The sequence below is a fragment of the Bradyrhizobium sp. McL0615 genome (genome assembly GCF_049993905.1).
Classification (GTDB): domain Bacteria; phylum Pseudomonadota; class Alphaproteobacteria; order Rhizobiales; family Xanthobacteraceae; genus Bradyrhizobium.
Genome location: NZ_CP188254.1, coordinates 7,562,592 through 7,578,575 on the forward strand (window position 1 = coordinate 7,562,592; position 15,984 = coordinate 7,578,575).

General features: G+C 55.4%; 13 protein-coding genes and 1 pseudogene. 4 read left to right on the forward strand and 10 right to left on the reverse strand.

Annotated elements, in window-relative coordinates; all coding sequences use genetic code 11:
- Window positions 1-39: 39 nt before the first annotated feature.
- The 3 genes and pseudogenes from ACPPVP_RS36330 to ACPPVP_RS36340 all read right to left on the reverse strand — a co-directional run.
- Complete coding sequence (locus ACPPVP_RS36330; RefSeq protein ID WP_426528357.1) at window positions 40-576, reverse strand: hypothetical protein; 537 nt, start codon at window positions 574-576, stop codon at window positions 40-42.
- Between the two features lie 258 nt (window positions 577-834).
- Entirely contained in the window at window positions 835-2,073 is a 1,239-nt protein-coding gene (locus ACPPVP_RS36335; RefSeq protein WP_426528358.1) for a hypothetical protein, read from the reverse strand.
- Between the two features lie 491 nt (window positions 2,074-2,564).
- A pseudogene (locus tag ACPPVP_RS36340) lies at window positions 2,565-2,938 on the reverse strand (transposase); the annotation flags it as partial.
- 1,275 nt (window positions 2,939-4,213) lie between these two features.
- On the opposite strand from ACPPVP_RS36340, the gene ACPPVP_RS36345 reads away from it, so the two are divergent.
- A complete protein-coding gene (locus tag ACPPVP_RS36345; protein ID WP_426528359.1) occupies window positions 4,214-4,444 on the forward strand; it encodes a hypothetical protein in 231 nt (76 codons plus the stop codon).
- Between the two features lie 10 nt (window positions 4,445-4,454).
- Here ACPPVP_RS36345 and ACPPVP_RS36350 read toward each other — a convergent pair whose 3' ends face one another.
- The 6 genes from ACPPVP_RS36350 to ACPPVP_RS36375 all read right to left on the reverse strand — a co-directional run bounded on the left by ACPPVP_RS36350 (window position 4,455) and on the right by ACPPVP_RS36375 (window position 10,129).
- Window positions 4,455-4,898 (reverse strand): hypothetical protein, encoded by a 444-nt coding sequence (locus tag ACPPVP_RS36350; RefSeq protein WP_426528360.1) that lies wholly within the window; start codon window positions 4,896-4,898, stop codon window positions 4,455-4,457.
- 1,144 nt (window positions 4,899-6,042) lie between these two features.
- On the reverse strand, window positions 6,043-6,279 hold the full coding sequence (locus ACPPVP_RS36355; RefSeq protein WP_426528361.1) for a hypothetical protein: 237 nt from the start codon (window positions 6,277-6,279) through the stop codon (window positions 6,043-6,045).
- Window positions 6,280-6,548: 269 nt separating this feature from the next.
- Entirely contained in the window at window positions 6,549-7,070 is a 522-nt protein-coding gene (locus ACPPVP_RS36360) for a hypothetical protein (RefSeq protein ID WP_426528362.1), read from the reverse strand.
- A 602-nt stretch (window positions 7,071-7,672) separates the two neighbouring features.
- Complete coding sequence (locus ACPPVP_RS36365; protein ID WP_426528363.1) at window positions 7,673-8,125, reverse strand: hypothetical protein; 453 nt, start codon at window positions 8,123-8,125, stop codon at window positions 7,673-7,675.
- Between the two features lie 355 nt (window positions 8,126-8,480).
- Window positions 8,481-8,690 carry a hypothetical protein gene (locus ACPPVP_RS36370; protein ID WP_426528364.1) on the reverse strand — a complete coding sequence of 70 codons (210 nt, stop codon included), beginning with the start codon at window positions 8,688-8,690 and terminating at the stop codon, window positions 8,481-8,483.
- A 758-nt stretch (window positions 8,691-9,448) separates the two neighbouring features.
- Window positions 9,449-10,129, reverse strand: a complete 681-nt coding sequence (locus ACPPVP_RS36375) for a Crp/Fnr family transcriptional regulator (protein ID WP_426528365.1) — start codon at window positions 10,127-10,129, stop codon at window positions 9,449-9,451.
- A gap of 662 nt (window positions 10,130-10,791) precedes the next feature.
- Here ACPPVP_RS36375 and ACPPVP_RS36380 point away from each other — a divergent pair.
- The gene (locus ACPPVP_RS36380; protein ID WP_426528366.1) at window positions 10,792-11,052 is read left to right on the forward strand and encodes a hypothetical protein; all 261 of its coding nucleotides are present in this window, start codon (window positions 10,792-10,794) and stop codon (window positions 11,050-11,052) included.
- A 1,379-nt stretch (window positions 11,053-12,431) separates the two neighbouring features.
- The gene (locus tag ACPPVP_RS36385) at window positions 12,432-12,641 is read left to right on the forward strand and encodes a PRC-barrel domain-containing protein (protein ID WP_426528367.1); all 210 of its coding nucleotides are present in this window, start codon (window positions 12,432-12,434) and stop codon (window positions 12,639-12,641) included.
- Window positions 12,642-13,082: 441 nt separating this feature from the next.
- Here ACPPVP_RS36385 and ACPPVP_RS36390 read toward each other — a convergent pair whose 3' ends face one another.
- Window positions 13,083-14,228 carry a serine hydrolase domain-containing protein gene (locus ACPPVP_RS36390; RefSeq protein ID WP_426528368.1) on the reverse strand — a complete coding sequence of 382 codons (1,146 nt, stop codon included), beginning with the start codon at window positions 14,226-14,228 and terminating at the stop codon, window positions 13,083-13,085.
- A gap of 352 nt (window positions 14,229-14,580) precedes the next feature.
- Here ACPPVP_RS36390 and ACPPVP_RS36395 point away from each other — a divergent pair, with 352 nt between their 5' ends.
- Window positions 14,581-15,930 carry an adenylate/guanylate cyclase domain-containing protein gene (locus tag ACPPVP_RS36395; RefSeq protein ID WP_426528369.1) on the forward strand — a complete coding sequence of 450 codons (1,350 nt, stop codon included), beginning with the start codon at window positions 14,581-14,583 and terminating at the stop codon, window positions 15,928-15,930.
- Window positions 15,931-15,984 lie beyond the last annotated feature (54 nt).

Genomic DNA, 15,984 nt, shown 5'->3' on the forward strand with positions numbered 1-15,984 from the left:
CCTGGCCGCCGGTTCTCTGCTCTCAGAGGCAGGCGTCGATCATCCGTGCGCGAACATGCCGGAATCGTCGATATGGTAGTTTTCGTAAGTGTTGAGCGAGTCGTTCAGGTTCGCGGACTCGATGCTGGCCTTGACGTGAACATCTCCGCCTTCCGCCTTGTTGTGGTCTCCGCCGTCGCCGCCGATGCCGGCCATCACGGTCTGACTCTGGTTCGCAGCGAGCCAGTTGTCCTGATAGGCCGTGGTGTGGGCATCCACATCGGATTTGTTATGGCCGCTTTCGTTGCTCTGGTCGCCATTCGATTTGGCAGTTCCGCCCTCTGCCTTGGCATACTTCTCCGCCTCGGCATTCGCGCCGCCGGCGTCCCAGTAGGCCTTCTGGTGAACCTGATCGCCGGTGTTGACATGCACGTCGGCGCCTTCCGCCTTGTTGTACGGATTGAATTCGATACTCGGGTTGCTGCTGATGTTACCCTTGTTGACGCCGTCTCCACCGTTGCCTGCGCTGTTGCCGCCGGTGTCAACGTCCTTGAGCGAGATCGTGTCGGAAGGAAACATTACCTTAGCCTTTGACATGTGAGTCTCCCTGATTTGGTTTGCGCACTGTGCGTCCCAATTGGACAGCAACAATTCTGGATTTGGACACCGGAGCGGTCTAGCCGCCAAAGCTGATGCCACCCGATGGCGGCGGTGTACGCCCGAAATGCCATCCTTTCGCCGGCGAGCTCCAATGCCGCTGGATCGTTTTCAAGCGAGGTGGATCCGGTTCGCGTGAAGAAAAAGGCGTCAAATCAAAATCCAGAGCCCCGTTTCGATATTGAAACGGTAAAGGCTCTAGGCATGATCCAGCAAGTGAAGGTCCGACAACAGGTGCATGGCGAAATCGCCGCCAAGCGCAGCGTTGCCGTGGCCGCCGTTACCACCGATTCCGGCCATCTGGACCGTACTCTGATCGAACCAGACATTGTTGCTCTGATGAGCCTCGGCTGTTGAATTGTAACCGGCGACCGCAATGTTGATCGGGGCGTAAATCGCCACGTCGATGTCGACCATGCTTCCCGAGAAATGGCCGTTGCCGCCGTTGCCGGCGCCGTTGTGGCCGGTCGCAATGACGTCAGAGCCGATCAAATCGAAGAGTGAAGAGAAAATGTCCGCGCTTCCGCCGGTCGCGGCATTGCCGTTCCCGCCATTACCCCCGACGCCGGCCATCTGAAACGCGGATTGATCGAACACCACATTGTTTGTCTGATCAGCGTTGGCGCTGGAATTGTATCCCGCCACCGCGATGTTGATCGGATAATATAACGCAAAGGACGCGTGAACGAGGCCCCCATAGAAGTATCCGTCTCCGCCGTTGCCGGCGTGGTTAGCCCCGCTCGCGATCGCTTTGGAGCCAATCCCGCTGGGGTCGGACGCGAGCCCTGCCCCGCCGGTGGTTTGGTGGGGCCCGTGGCCAATTCCGGAGACAGATACATCTCCGCCAATCGCAGCGTTGCCGTTCCCACCATCGCCCCCGACGCCGGCCATCTGAAACGCAGATTGATCGAACACCACATGGTTCGTCTGATCGGCGTGGGCACTGGAATTGTATCCCGCCACCGCAATGTTGATCGGGGCATAGACCGCGACAGGATCATGCACCATTGCTCCGAAGAAGGTGCCATCGCCACCATTGCCGGCGCTGTTGTCACCGGTGGCGATCGTACCAGGGCCGCCAGACCCGAACGCGCCGACGTTTCCGCCCAATGCGGCATTTCCATTGCCGCCATCGCCGCCAATTCCCGCGATCTGGGTCGCGGACTGATCGAAATAGGCGATGTTCGTCTGATAGGCGTCGGCTGTCGCATGGGAGCCGGCCTGCGCCATGTTGAGCGGCTCGAACGCAGCGTAGCTCTTGCCGATCAGGCTCCCGGCAAAATAGCCGTTGCCGCCGTTGCCGGCGCTGTTATCTCCGGTGTGGGTCGGGAAATTTGGCGACGAATCCGCGGAAAGCCACCACGAGCCTGGCGCATCGTGCCCGAGCAGATACTTGCTGCCGAGGTGAACGCCGTCCAATGCACTCCGAACACCCATGGCTCATGTCCTTCCGAAATCGCTTCCCGCCGACTGGACGGACGCTCCCGAACTCAAGAAAGATTGTCACCTCGGCAAGCCAAAAGCCGAGTCGTCAATTCGGATCGCAAACGTTCGGATGGTTGACATGATATCGGTTACGCCCGTTCGGGTGTGGGTAGTGGTGCCTTGCCGTGAATCCTGGACACCTTCGCGGAGGAAGCGGATTGTGTCCGCCTGGCGAGGCGTACCAAGGTACTTTGTGCGTTCGGACGCTGAAGAGCAACGAAGGGAGGTGCACAAACGACTTTATGCACTAGCCTATGAAATCCGGTTCACCGACTCATAGGGCCGGCGGAAAGCTCCACATGCGGGGAGCTTTGCGGCGCAATGGTGCGCTACCACGTCGCGAGCGCATGGCATACCGCTGTGGCCGTCAATGCGCTAGCATTCGCAAGTGCCGCTTCGAGCCTTTTGCGACCATCATGCATGCGCACGAGACTCGGCTGAATGCTCTCGAACAGCTTGCGTAGCAGATCGCAATCACGGAAGCCGTCATGCCTATTTTTGAAGAAGGTCGAGTGGTCCGGCACCTCGCCGGCAATCCCGAGCCGACAGAACCAGCGGTAGGCAAGGTGCACCTGCTCGTACAACCGCCGTTCGGAACGAATGCCGTAGCAATAGCCAACCAGCAGCATCCGGACGAGCAGTTCGGATCAATCGAAGGCCGGCCAGTTGAGCCGTAAAATGACGCCAAGTGGCTCCGAACATCTGACAAATCGACGAACCGGTCGACCGCCCTCAGCAAGTGAGCGGCCGGAACATGTCGTTCAAGCGAGAACTCGTAGAACAGCGCCGCCTGATCGACCTGCCGCGGACCCATCATCGATTCAAGTCTCCCGCCCACACGGACAGAGTGAATCAGCGATCTCCTTCGGCTTTAACAGTCCAGTTTTTCAACACAATCCGCCATGATCGGTCCTTCCATAACCGCTCAATATGCGAATCCCCTGCTGCTTGAGCTGTCTCGCGCGCTACCTAGATCGCGCAAGCCGAGCTTTCGCCCAAACTTATGGGACGAATTCAGCAGTGCACGCTGACGAGGCGCTACCATTGAGCGCAAGGGATCGCAGAAGATCGAAGGAAGGCGAGCAAAATCGTAGAGTTTTGGTAGCGAGAGACCGCTACCGCCTTTCCCCACACGACGCAAATCTGCGATATTTCCTCCAATCGTCCGCCTAAAGTCCCGAAAGCCCTGTCAGAATAGGTTCCACCGATAACGACATTCGCTGATGGTGGCCGATTTAAGTGGAATTAGCCGTGAAGATTACCAAGCCGCAGAAGACAAGCGCAACAATAGCATCGAGACTTTGGTCACAGTTTCGGCGTCCTCGAACGTAGGCGTTCAGCAAAGGCCTCGGCGCTCATGCTGAGGGTAATGTTTGAAGATTTCGAGAGTCATCAGCAAATCGCGGTGTCTCTCGCCGAGGACCTTCCTTGCTTCGGCCTAACCGTTACGAGCGCCAGATCAGTAAGGCCGCCTCGGTTGGGCGGCCTTTTTCGTGCGTACGGATGTCAGCCCGCTGGCAAGGCTTTTTTGCACCACTAGCCACGTGAAGGTGGCGAAGTCAGCGGCGGGAAACTCTGGTCCAAAAAGCAGAAACGCTACCTTCGTGTCGCAGTGGACAGCGGGGACAAAAACAAGACTACGATTGCAAATTTCTAAATTGGGCGCTCACGATTATGGTTGTACCTTGGAGGTCCCATATGGTTCGTCCTCGCGATTTAGCGGTGCGAGCTTCTGACGCGCAGCACCGAGATACATTTCGGTTGCCAATTGATGCGGCACGCCGCAAAGCACGCGAGGTTATCGATCAGAACCCACAGGATGGCTTAACGCCGACCATTGAGAATTGGAGACAACTTCCCGATGGTCAGATTGAATTTGCAATACGGTACTTTTTAACTGCGGATTGACGACCTCAGCCCCTCCTGCCCGGCTTTGGCCGTTCACTGCGCCGTTTGACGGTCGCGGCGGGTTTTAGCTGAGGCGCGAGACGGCCACCCGGGATTCTACGTCATAGCGCATCTCTTACACGCATGGTTGTGTCCTCCCCTGAATTAAACCATTGGGGAGAGACTGGGAAAGAAGCAGATAATTTTGGCTGCCGCCTTGACGCTGGCCGCCATCGCCGCCCAGGCGCAATACCTTGGCGGCACGGGCTCGAATACGCGAAGCCACGGCGTCCAAGGTTACACGACGAACAGCGGAACTTATGTGGCACCGCACGCCGCAACCAATCCCAACAGCACCCAGCGCGACAACTACAGCGCTACCGGCAACGTGAATCCGTACACCGGTGCCGTCGGAACGCGGAATCCGAGATACTAGGCTATCCTCATCAGTCATGCTCTATCCTCTCGGGGCCGACTTGTGGGAATGGGAGGGGAAGTGTAGACCGTCCACTTACTTCGGAAACGTTATCGGCCCTGAAGGCGGCAGCAACCAGGCCACCGCCCACAAGCCCTATCACCGCGTGATTGAAATAGACCGAGGCTCCTAGAAGCGCGAACCCGACAATTCCCGCTATGATGAAGGGCAGAGCCTCAAAGTGGCCAAGCCACGGAAAAATATACCACAACAAAAAATACCCTAACACTGACACGCAGACAGCTACTGAAAATATCGCCTCTATCTCTTTTTTCTCTTCGCTGCTCAACTTGGTTGCATTTCTGATCACCGCAATGAGTATAACGAGACCAGCAATTGTAATGACGCACACGACAACTATTTGGAGCCAATTCGGCAAATACGACGCGTAATGCAAGCCCGCCAACTCCATCATCTTCCCTCCCTTGGCTTGGGTAAAATGACGACCGAATAGTATCCCTTTTTATGAAAGAAAATCAGCTTCGGTTGTAGTTCTAATTTAAACTCTCGGCAGTTGATTATCGCCTTTCAGGCTTGTTCAAGAATTGTGCTGATGACGGCTGCTAAAGACTTCCGTCGCCTAAACGCCAATGTTCGCAGCTTCTCATAAGAACTGGGATAAATGCGAAGCTGCTTTGTCGCGCGCTCTTTGTGCTTCTTCATATATAGTCGCGCACCTACCCCAGAGGGGCGGCTACGCCGGAGGATGGCTCGGCTGATATCCGCTTCCGGACTTACGGAGCGTGTACGTGATAGCGTATCTGGATGAGTTGCTTCTCACCCTCACTTCGTTCGGGTGAGCGCCCTTCGGGCGTGTTTTGATTTTTGTATCGACGCGAGCTTGAAACCCGCGACAAACCAAACAGACCTTACGTGCGGTCGCGGCTGAGCATCACTTTGCTATCGAGCAAAATGATCCGTGCGTATTACAGCTTTCGGTATCATCGGATCAGAAGACCATATTCATGGTCGGGACCGACAGTGCGGTGAGCCCATTATCGCAGGGTCTCGGCAAGACCGATCCGCCGATCTTGTCACCCTTGACGGTCTAAAGCTTCGCCGTCTCTCGTCAGGCTTAGTTTAGCGACGGTGCCTGCTTTCGATTTGAGTGCCGGCCCCAACCCATCCGTATCTTGCTTACGCAGCGTGGATGGCGTTTTTGGCGACGCAACAAGGTAGCAAAACGGATTGACTACTTAGGAACCAATGTAGTGCTGCTGCAACACTCTAGGCCAAAGCAAGCTTCACCCTTATCAACCCAGATCGACAATTAAGGCCTGGCCCTGCTTCACAAAGGTGGAACGCTTAGCGAGTGCAAACGGCCAAGCACAAAGATAAGACATAGACGGGGGCGAGATGACTGCGGACAAGCAGGCTGAACTATATACCAGCCCAAGCGGCAAGTTCGTCCGAGCAAATACGCACCCCAGGGTCCCTGCACATTGGCGGTCAATGCGAGGCTCGCAGAAGCAGTCCCACTTCATCAAATACGACGGGGAGCTTTATGTCGGCGAGGAGATCGATAAGCGGCAAGTCTTGAAGGCTTAGTATGCCACGGTCTATTGACCATCTAAGCAATGCTGGACATGGCTAGCTCGATCTCTTGGGAGCACTTTGGCCTCTTCGGCCTTTTTATTGCAATCCATTATTTTCATCTGTTCAGAACGCCGCTTTGCTGCGGCCTCTCGGAATTCGGGAGCGACCTTATCGGGGTCGACCAGCTTCTGTGCAGGGGCCGTTTGAAGAATCACTGCAGAAAACAGCGAGACGAAAATTGCTAAAGCAGTGAGCTTCATCGAAATATCCCATTGTCGGCATTGAAAACGAGAGGATTCTGTTTGGAGAAATGACGTTGTCAATGGGATGCCGGCGCAACCGCTCCAAGAGCAGTTCTTCTCACGCCAAAGCACCGTGTACGACCGTCAGTTTGCCGTTAAAATGCCGTGGACTGTTATCGAGCGATGCGATTCAGGCGTCACAAGCATGCCTATGATAAGGATTCGTCTCGTGGTGAGGTATTTGGTTAGCAAGTAAGACCGCTTCGCCGGTGCGGCGGCACGGAAATTCAATTCACCTTGAACATTTGCCCAAGGCGCCCAGCGATATCGTCTAAAAACGTCGTCTTGTCAGCCGGTTTGGTATCCTGTTTGAATTCACCAGCGAGGAGGTTTTTCACGGCTGCGACATGCACCTTTGGCGCAACCCGATTAGCAACTACTTTTTTTGCAGGGTGACGTTTTGCTTTGATTTTTGCAGCGTCACGTTCTTCGGTGATCGTCTTTGGGGGAACCTGCGCTAACGTCGAAAATTCGGGCAATAAGCCGGGCGTTATCTTTTCAAATGTAAGCGCCGACGGTAGAGGCCGCGTCGCCACTCGCATAACGTCCGGAGGCGGTGCCGTATACGGCAGGGTGTTATCGAGAACCACTTTTTCTGGCAGTGTCTCGATCGAGCTGATCTTAATGACGGGCCTCACGGTGCTGGTGTAAATAGGTTCGGCCGTGGGGTCGGGTAGAAGCCAATTCATAGCCAGCAGTAACAAGACCAGAGCACTGCCGACGAAAAAAACATACTTCATTAGGGGCATTTGACCGCCTCCACCTCGAGGCGACAGATATGCCTTCATTCTTGGTGAAGTCTTAACGGTGAATTTAAACTAGCAACTTGGTTACCGCTGCTGCAACACGGATTTACTGCTGCTTAACCAAAGCTCGTGACTTCGACGAGGCGTCGTAAATTTCGACTTGCAACATCGGATACCTCGCAAGCAACTCGGTCGCCATTTTTTTGCAGTTCCCTCTGAAATGACCATCGACAACTAACGCACAACCGTCAGTTGGTGCGATGTCGGCCCGTTGAATGTTGCGGGGTTGCGGTTGTTCGACGTGGAACGCTGGCCTTTCCATTTTGTTCTCAGGCCTATTGCGAAACGTAACTGCTCATGTGCGCCTGTTGTGGAGGCTCTGCCCGTTGTTCGGACTGAAGGCTTGCGGTCTCCCAACCTGCGTAAGCGCAAGCCAACATCATGAGGACCCGAAACGTAATGGTCATAGCCTTCCCCGCTTATTGCTAAACGAAGGCTACAGACGACTTCTTACGTGCCGCTTTGGCGAGATGGTTTGTAGGACGTCGAGTGCGTTGGTAAACAAAAGGCAACGCTTGAGTTTGTTGCCCTCAGGCCCTTACCAGTCATTCTTGAATAGCTTCGCCGGTTTGGGCGGCTATATGAGAAGTTGCTATCGTGAGCAAATGCACAGCGGCAGTGCCCAATTGCTGCATATCCTCAATTTCCGTATAGGCAGCCGACGCTCGACGGTATGCGATCGCTACGGTGGCGTAAGCATCGGTGATCATTGAGCCAACTTGATCTTTGTCAGCTATTGCTTGTTGCTCCCGATGCTTAACGATTTTCAGCGCAGTTTCCGCTGCAGCTTGAGTGAGTTGCTCATTTTCCAAACTTGGATCGGAAACGCCCTGCTGACATGCTGCGGCGGCCCCAGCGATCGCCTCATAGTATCGTTGCTTTCGGGGGGCATCCGCAGACAGATAACCCTTCAAGAGGCAACGAGCCCTTGCTTCCAGGTGCTTGCGATCCTCTCGGATCATCGCCCGCTGCTTATTGGGCTTGAACCAACTGAACATCGCTGAACCTGTTGGACAAATTTCGGGGTGTGCTCAGAAACGCAGCCAACCGGGTGAAGTTCCGCTATCCGTCGGACTTGGGACTTTCGTACTTTTCGGCCCTTTTCCGGCTCGACTGAACGAACGACGGCTGTAGATGGACCAGTTTAGGAACTGGCAGGTCCATTGACCGAAGACCGTTATGGGTCAAAGTGAGACCTCGACGCACTTGAGCGCAAGGTCCGCTTTCCCCCATCAACGGACATCGTCTGCGTGGCGCGGCACGTCCGATAAGTGCCAAAAGCGGAAGTCGCCTAAGGTCCTCTTCGAAGTAGTCTTGCCGGAATTTCAAGGCAGATGACGTCCAGTAGCGGCCCTAAGCTAACTGGGTCGGCTTCTTTGGATGCGCCGTTTTCGGATGATGATCGTGCAGGTACGAAGCCAAATGGTTTCGAATGATGGCGTCCTCGGCCACAGCCGTTTCGAAAATGTTCTCCTGCACGTCGCAAGGCAAGTCCGCCCACAATGCGAGCGCGGCCTTGCCCAACAGGCGTTCGAATTCGTGAGTTGAGTTATTCATCATCATGAGCCCACGCTATTCGAAACGGTTTGCATACGCCCGCTATTCGTCGCGGCTTTCGAGGCTACGCTGCTGCGGGCCGGTTCTCGCAGCCTGCCGCCTCGTAAGTCACCCCTGACGCGGCTCCTGCCAAACGGCCGTCACCGTACTTTCGATGACGTGCTGTTGAACCCTTTTACAACGCGGGCACGCAAACGTTCGCACATCCTGGCCCCACGCCTGGCCGGGCTCAATCGCTGCCAGCTTCATTGGAGAGCCACAAGCCGTGCATTGTGGACCTTGGTTTTGTGTATCGAGCATGCGCTAATCCTACCGTTCGGCTTCAGGCAAGCCACTCCCTATCGCGCATTCTTAAGTTGGCGCTTGCAGTTGTCCGCGAAGCCATATGTTCGTTTTGAGGGAATTCATCGGGTCGAATAGTAGTTCGACTACAGTCTGATTGACGTGTTTGCACGCAGGACATTCGAACGTCCGGATATCAAAGCCGATGGGGCCGGGTGTAACCCGCGCGAGCACCGTTCTTGTTTGGCACGTGGGGCAAACTGGTCGCAGGATGGGCATGATGCTATCGCCTTTGGTTCAGGCGGGAGCGTTACAGACTCTCAGTCACCGGTAGATACCGCGGGGGGCGGTGATGAACCCACCGTGGAACCTTCGCGATCCCGGCGCTGGTCAATTTTGCTCATTTTCGAAAAGTTAATGTAAGGTCGAAGCCAAATCAAACAGGCTGCTTCCAATGACGCCTCAGGGAATTTCTGATCGCTTTACAATTCGCTCTTGATCTCGGGCTTGTCGTATAAGACCGCGTTCAACAATGAACTATTGACCTCGATTTTTCCGTTGTAAGTGATGAAGCCAAGCTTGCGGAACTTGTTCATGAAGAAGCTGACGCGGGATCGCGTCGTACCGATCATTTCGGCCAATGTTTCCTGGCTGATATTCGGACTGATCAGTTGAGGGCTATCCTCCTTGCCGAAATTCGCCAGCAGGAGCAGCAGGCGCGCCAGCCGTTTTTCACTGGAGTTGAAGAGCTGGTCGATCAGATCCTCTTCAATCCGGCTGTTCCGCGTCAGCAGATAGGCCACGAACAACTCGGAAAACTTCGGTTGATCGTGAAGCGCCGCTAGCATGGCCGCCTTGGTTATCGCGGTGACCAGGCACTCTTCCATCGCCGTCGTGGTCGCGATCCGCAGCGAATGGCCGTTCATGCAGCCTTCGCCAAAGAACTGGCCGGGCTCCAAAATGCCGACCACGGCTTCCTTTCCTTGCTCGGATATGACAACAACCTTGACCCGACCTTTTTGAATATAGAAGATCGTGTCTGCCACGTCGCCTTGGGCGAAGACGACCTCTTCGTTGCGAAATTCAAGGATGGTCTTCCCTTCGCCCACCTTGGCGAGAAACTCCTTGGGATCAAATATTGCTTGGTTGGTTTGGTCTGGCATTTCCGGTTTCGTCCCCGCGATGGGACGCCTACCTTACCATTCAGGCCGCCGACAGTCTGAAGGAAAAGTGCCGCACAGTGAAAGCTTTTCGCAGCCACGATGAGCAAGGGAACCTCGCCCTGCGCAATCTCACGCCTTCATGGAAATGACACGTGAGATCCAAGCGGCCGAAGAGCATCCGGCTGCGGATAAAACTGATGGAGCGGTCAGCAAACGAAGCCAGAGTCGCCGCTAGATCGCGACTGCAAAACTCCCAGTCGTCTTGCATTTCGAGCACGCGAAGGTGCGGACTTCATGACCGGGTTGAGCAGGCTCGATGCAAGCCAACCGCATAGGCTTGCCACACTTAGAACACGGAAGAATTCCGATCTCCGCGCGGCTGTGTAGTGGATTTAGTTGGATAGATGACATCATGCTTCCCTGTATTGGGCGGGAGCATTGCCGATCTCTCTGTCGCCGGTAACTGCCTATTCGGACGGCGATGGAGCCGGTCTTACCCAATACCCCAATGAGGGGCTGGTCAATATTGCTCACATCGGAAAGTTTAAACGGCGGCGCGCGAAATCACTCCAACTAGCATATGAAAAAAACCCATTATTCGCAGGAACCTCTCATCGGCTGACTCTATTTGCAGCCTGTCTCCAAAAAGGGAGGAAGACACAATGACGAAAGTTCTTTTAGCGACTGTTGCTATTCTCGCCTTCACTGCACCTTCTTTCGCGCAGCAGGACAAAACTACCGGTCAAGCGCCACCATCAGGTGCTTCCTCGTTCTACATAGCTCAAGATACCGCGACGATGAAATGTCACGTCGTCAATGCCCAGCCTGCCGCCGGTGGCAACATGAAGGTCGTCGGTACGGCACATCCGACACAGGCATCAGCACAAACAGCTCTAGCGGCTGACAAGACTTGCAAGGAATGAAGTGACGGCGCGAGTACAGGGGTGGATCTATTGGTTCGAAAAAACCACTGACCCGCCCCCGCCAACCCGACGGGTGCATTTTCGGACTTGGGCGCGCGCAATTGCGAGGTCTGGTTTACATCGATGAGCCGACATCGTCAGGCCGCTTCGGCAGGTCTGAAAAGTGCCAATACCGGAAATACCGGACGCGACGTTGCGGCGTAGGCAGAAGCAGCGAAGCTATTCTGGCATTCAATCCGACAGAACGAGGAACGCGATGTATGGATGCGAGCGCACGAGATGTGAGGTAAAGGCGTTGCAGCGTTCCTTGCCGGATGAGGCGCTAAGTATCGTCGCGCGCGGGCTTTGGCCGAGAATTCGACGAGCCGATCGCTCTGCCGAACGGGTGCGATCCCCCCAATGACTTAGGGCAACACCGCCAATGCGTTTTGGAGTTGCGCAGCGTTAGCCACCAGACCGATGCAAAAACGGATCCACGGACTCAGCTAACAGGGTAGCCAATTGGGGGGCGGCAGGCGTGGACTGCTTTTCGGGCGGCAGCGAGCCGACAGAATGGACCGCCAGTCCAGCACCAGCGGCAACTATCGCAATTGCAGCAAGATATTCGATCCTCATGGCGATGGTTCCTCCATCGGCCCCACGTACTAACCCGGCACTCTCTGAAATGGTTCCAGAGCGCGCATCTGATCTGGTCTGCAATCGCGGCGTTTTTCTCCTCACTGCAGCAAGCACACGTCACGCTGCCGCTGCCATAGGTCATTGCAAGAATTTCCGTAGCCTGGCCGGCACAAAGGCTGCCGAACTTGGGGCCAATGACCCGATATTCTGCGCGGCAAGTTCCTCAATGCGTCGGCTTGGCGCTCCGATGGCTTCCTCCCGTCCGAACGGCCGTCACGATCAGAAGTCAGGGAACGAAAGCTCCGGTCAAGACTTTAGAAGTACGAGACCGTCGCTCGCCGTTAACTACACGGCGCATGTCGCGGATAGCCAAAGGTTCCTACTGCAGGGCCCGCTGTTGTCAAAGACAAGCGCTCGCGCAGATAGCCAAAAGCGGCGGTCTCCGGTTCCGTTGCCAGCCGTGCTCGCAAACGGGAGAGCTGCGGGAGGGGTGGACGCCAATCCTGGCGCGTTCTTACCCGAACGAGGCTTCGCTATGCGCAACCGCATTGAGATAGACTCCAAGCACAGCCGAGCAATCGTGCAAGAGATCGGGGAGAGACTGCGCGCGTTCCTGCAAGAAGAGCCGGAATTACCGGGGAGTCTAAGAGCGCAAATCAACCGGCTCCGCGAACTGGAAGAGCAGTCGCCATCAATCATTCGCTGGGACAAACTTCGCTGTTGAGCCGCCTAGGACAGCACAGACAGCCCATGGGCGCGCAATGCCATCAGGGAAGCGCCGAGCGTCAAAAATCTTGGATGAGTACGGTGCGGCGCAATCCGAGTTGATCGGCAAAGCCGTCGTGCTCACCGACGGAAAGGCAGGCACGGTCGAGAACGTTTGGCTGGATGAATTGCACGGGCTTCGGATTTCCATCGCAGGTCATGAGGGAAGATGGCCGGTCTCAACGATCAAGCTTGTGGAGTCCTAGACCTCGCATCGGCTGCGCGCTGCCCAGATCGCGCGTTCCTTTCAAATCATTCCAATCAAAATGAAGAGCCCGACCTCGGTCAGGAAAGTGACGCTCATGATCGCGACCGTAAGGAACACGTCGCTCGCCGATAGAGGGTTCATGAATGCCTCGCATCTTGCGAAGCCCCGGGAGTAAATCATTCAGGCTGGAAAATGTTTCGGTTCCAAACGCAGACGTCGCGAGATGCGAGCGACGTCGCATCCGTGGCGGCCTGAGACGACGTCCGCTTAGGGTCACTCGCGTCGGTTTGGCTGTGTACCGACGATTCCGCTCTACCCCTATAAACAGACATCGTTACCGTGCGTCGGCATGTCTCAAACGTGCCAACAAGGGACATCCGCAGTCTGAAATAAAAGCCGCACCCACCGGGGAAGACGGAAGATCGCTTAGGCACAATCCTCATGGATGCCAATCAGCCACAGAAAGCACCATGTGCCACACAAGCCGATCAAGAGCGGAGCCCATATCCCGAAATTTCGATCGAGTGTTAGTAAACGCCGACCAGCAGAAATCGCTATGCGTTCGTACAGCGATGGTTTGAGTTCCATCCAATAGACCAGGATGCCACCAATTGTTTTGCGCATTAACAAAGAAACCTTTGGCATAGTTAGGATTTGCAGCGGAAGCGATGGTCATTGTACGGATGGTGTCGTCGTTAAGCAGCTGGTCGGCATCTTTGAATCCGTTGATATGGACGAAGAACGCCGTCAAATCGCTCGGTGTCGCGATCCAACCGCCGTGAGAATCCATCCGCGTGACGTTCATTCCATACGGATCGCCCGGAGTCTGATTATAGTATTTGACCTCATTGGCCGCTCGATCCTCCAACGTATTTCCGGCGATCTGCATGTCAATTATGCCGCAACGCTTTAGAAGATTGTCTTTGATGTACCGCTCGTACGTCTGACCAGTAAGCGTTTCAATAACGCGTCCAAGGATGCAATAGCCGAAATTAGAGTATGCAAAGGACTTTCCTACAGGATCATTTAGAGTGATGTGATTTAAGGTCCAAGCTATGAGTTCCCGATGGTTCATTTCCGTGTTCAAGAACATCGGATCGCTAACGTTGTTTCCCCAACCGCCGGTAGTGTGAGTAAGCAGGTGCTCAATTGTAATTTGCTCGATAATGGAGCGATTAGGCGGGGTCGGATAGTCATCTCCGAGAATAGAATTTGGTCCAAAAAGGTGACTTTCAAGCGTTAGCTTCCCCGCTTCGATCAGTGTGAAAATCCCGGTCGAGGTAATCGGCTTAGTTACACTTGCAATTCTAAATCGGTGTTGCGGCGTTAATGCTTCCCCGGTTTCTCGATCGGCAACACCGAACGCCTCGACAAAGACAGGTTTTCCCTTGATTGAGATCGCAACTGAAAGACCTGGAACATCATAAGTGTCCATAAAATTAGCAGCCAACCGAGCCAATCTATTGCGCTCAGCCGAAGTCGGTGGCGAGACGAGTTCTTGAGGAAGAGCCGGCGATGATCTCTCGACTAATCCTACAGCACAGAGCAAGGAACCCTGAAGCAACCTTCTGCGTGAAACGAACATGGCGGCGAGTACCACTGGAAAGCGATAAGCCAGAGTATCGCACTTTTGCTATCTTGCCACCTATACTGAAAACGAAGTCGGCTTCGGGTCAATCGCGTCGGTTTGACTGCGTACTGCCGACTTCCGCTCTGCCCCGTCAACGGACATCGGCAGGTCGGCTCGGCAGGTCCGTTTCGTGCCAGGAGCCGACCTCCTACCCCTTCGCGATGACAACTTTTAGGGTACCCCAGGAATACCGTCGTCTGGCTCGGCTGAGCGGCCTTCGCTACCGCTCTCACTGCCAATAGGTGTAAAGTATCTGCTCAAGTCCCGGCTATCACGGGCGGCTAAGCCGCAATGCAGGAGAGCGGGTATGAGTGATCCGCCCAAAACAAGATATGCCAAGAGCGGAGATGTTCATATCGCTTACCAGGTCCTTGGGGATGGGCCTATCGATGTCGTGTATGTGCCCGGATTTGTGTCGAACGTGGAATACGACTGGGAGCACCCACGTCCGGCGAGATTTTTTCGACGGCTCGCCTCTTTCTCTCGCTTGATACGGTTCGACAAGCGGGGAACCGGCCTCTCGGATCGCGTCGCAATCCCGACTCTTGAGGAACGAATGGATGACGTCAGGGCCGTATTGGACGCCACCGGCTCGACTCGTGCAGCGCTTATCGGTGTCTCGGAGGGCGGTCCAATGTCTCTCCTCTATGCCGCGACTTATCCTGAGCGTACCTCCGCTCTTGTGCTCTATGGCTCATACGCGAGGCGGGCGTGGGCTCCTGATTACCCGTGCGGCGTCAGCAGGGAGCGAATGGACGGCATCATCGAGACATTCGAGAAAGATTGGGGTGGAGCATCCGTTGCACTGGAGATATGGAGTCCAAGCATTTTAGGCGACGCGGCCTACAAGCAGTGGCGAGCGACGTATATGAGGCTTGCGGCGAGTCCCGGTGCCGCGATAGCCGTCATGCGGATGAACGTGGAGATCGATGTTCGTCACGTCCTTCCGACCATAAGTGTACCGACACTGATTTTGCACCGAAACGGTGACCGGCTCACGTCTGTCGACCAGGCACGTTACATGGCCACGCACATCAAAGGCGCCAAATTAGTTGAGCTGGTTGGAGCAGATCACACCCCCTACGTGGGAGATTCGGACGCGCTTCTCGAGGAGATCGAGGAATTTCTCACGGGAATCCGGCATGGTGCGGAGCCCGATCGAATTTTGGCGACGGTCCTTTTCACCGACATTGTCGACTCCACAAAACGGGCGGCAGAAATGGGTGATCGGAACTGGGGTGAGCTGCTGCAACAACACGACGTTATCGTGAGAAGGGAGTTGGCGCGGTTCCGTGGCCGAGAGGTGAACACAGCAGGGGATGGCTTCCTAATTGCCTTTGATGGACCCGGCCGGGCGATCCGCTGTGCCATGAGCATCTCTCGACAGGTACGCTCGCTAGGCATCGAGATCAGAGCCGGACTCCACAGCGGCGAGTGCGAATCCGTGGGCACCAATCTCGGCGGCATTGCCGTTCATATTGGAAGCCGTGTTGCGGGCACGGCAAAGGCTGGTGAAATTTTGGTCTCAAGCACCGTGAAGGACTTGGTCGTCGGCTCTGGCATCAGCTTTGAGGATCGGGGCCTTCATACTCTCAAGGGCGTGCCGGGCGGATGGCATCTATTTGCCGTCGACCGCGTTGACGAGGCGATCGAATGAGGCGGCGACGTCGGTTCCGGTTCAATCGCGTCATTTTGGTCGTCGGCCGGTTAC

What these genes read in the sequence shown, in the direction of transcription:
- ACPPVP_RS36330 (WP_426528357.1), bottom strand. Translation starts at nt 576, where the DNA reads ATGTCAAAGGCTAAGGTAATGTTTCCTTCCGACACGATCTCGCTCAAG.
- ACPPVP_RS36395 (WP_426528369.1), top strand. Translation starts at nt 14,581, where the DNA reads ATGAGTGATCCGCCCAAAACAAGATATGCCAAGAGCGGAGATGTTCAT.
- ACPPVP_RS36375 (WP_426528365.1), bottom strand. Translation starts at nt 10,129, where the DNA reads ATGCCAGACCAAACCAACCAAGCAATATTTGATCCCAAGGAGTTTCTC.
- ACPPVP_RS36380 (WP_426528366.1), top strand. Translation starts at nt 10,792, where the DNA reads ATGACGAAAGTTCTTTTAGCGACTGTTGCTATTCTCGCCTTCACTGCA.
- ACPPVP_RS36365 (WP_426528363.1), bottom strand. Translation starts at nt 8,125, where the DNA reads ATGTTCAGTTGGTTCAAGCCCAATAAGCAGCGGGCGATGATCCGAGAG.
- ACPPVP_RS36355 (WP_426528361.1), bottom strand. Translation starts at nt 6,279, where the DNA reads ATGAAGCTCACTGCTTTAGCAATTTTCGTCTCGCTGTTTTCTGCAGTG.
- ACPPVP_RS36360 (WP_426528362.1), bottom strand. Translation starts at nt 7,070, where the DNA reads ATGCCCCTAATGAAGTATGTTTTTTTCGTCGGCAGTGCTCTGGTCTTG.
- ACPPVP_RS36350 (WP_426528360.1), bottom strand. Translation starts at nt 4,898, where the DNA reads ATGATGGAGTTGGCGGGCTTGCATTACGCGTCGTATTTGCCGAATTGG.
- ACPPVP_RS36335 (WP_426528358.1), bottom strand. Translation starts at nt 2,073, where the DNA reads ATGGGTGTTCGGAGTGCATTGGACGGCGTTCACCTCGGCAGCAAGTAT.
- ACPPVP_RS36390 (WP_426528368.1), bottom strand. Translation starts at nt 14,228, where the DNA reads ATGTTCGTTTCACGCAGAAGGTTGCTTCAGGGTTCCTTGCTCTGTGCT.
- ACPPVP_RS36385 (WP_426528367.1), top strand. Translation starts at nt 12,432, where the DNA reads ATGCCATCAGGGAAGCGCCGAGCGTCAAAAATCTTGGATGAGTACGGT.
- ACPPVP_RS36370 (WP_426528364.1), bottom strand. Translation starts at nt 8,690, where the DNA reads ATGATGATGAATAACTCAACTCACGAATTCGAACGCCTGTTGGGCAAG.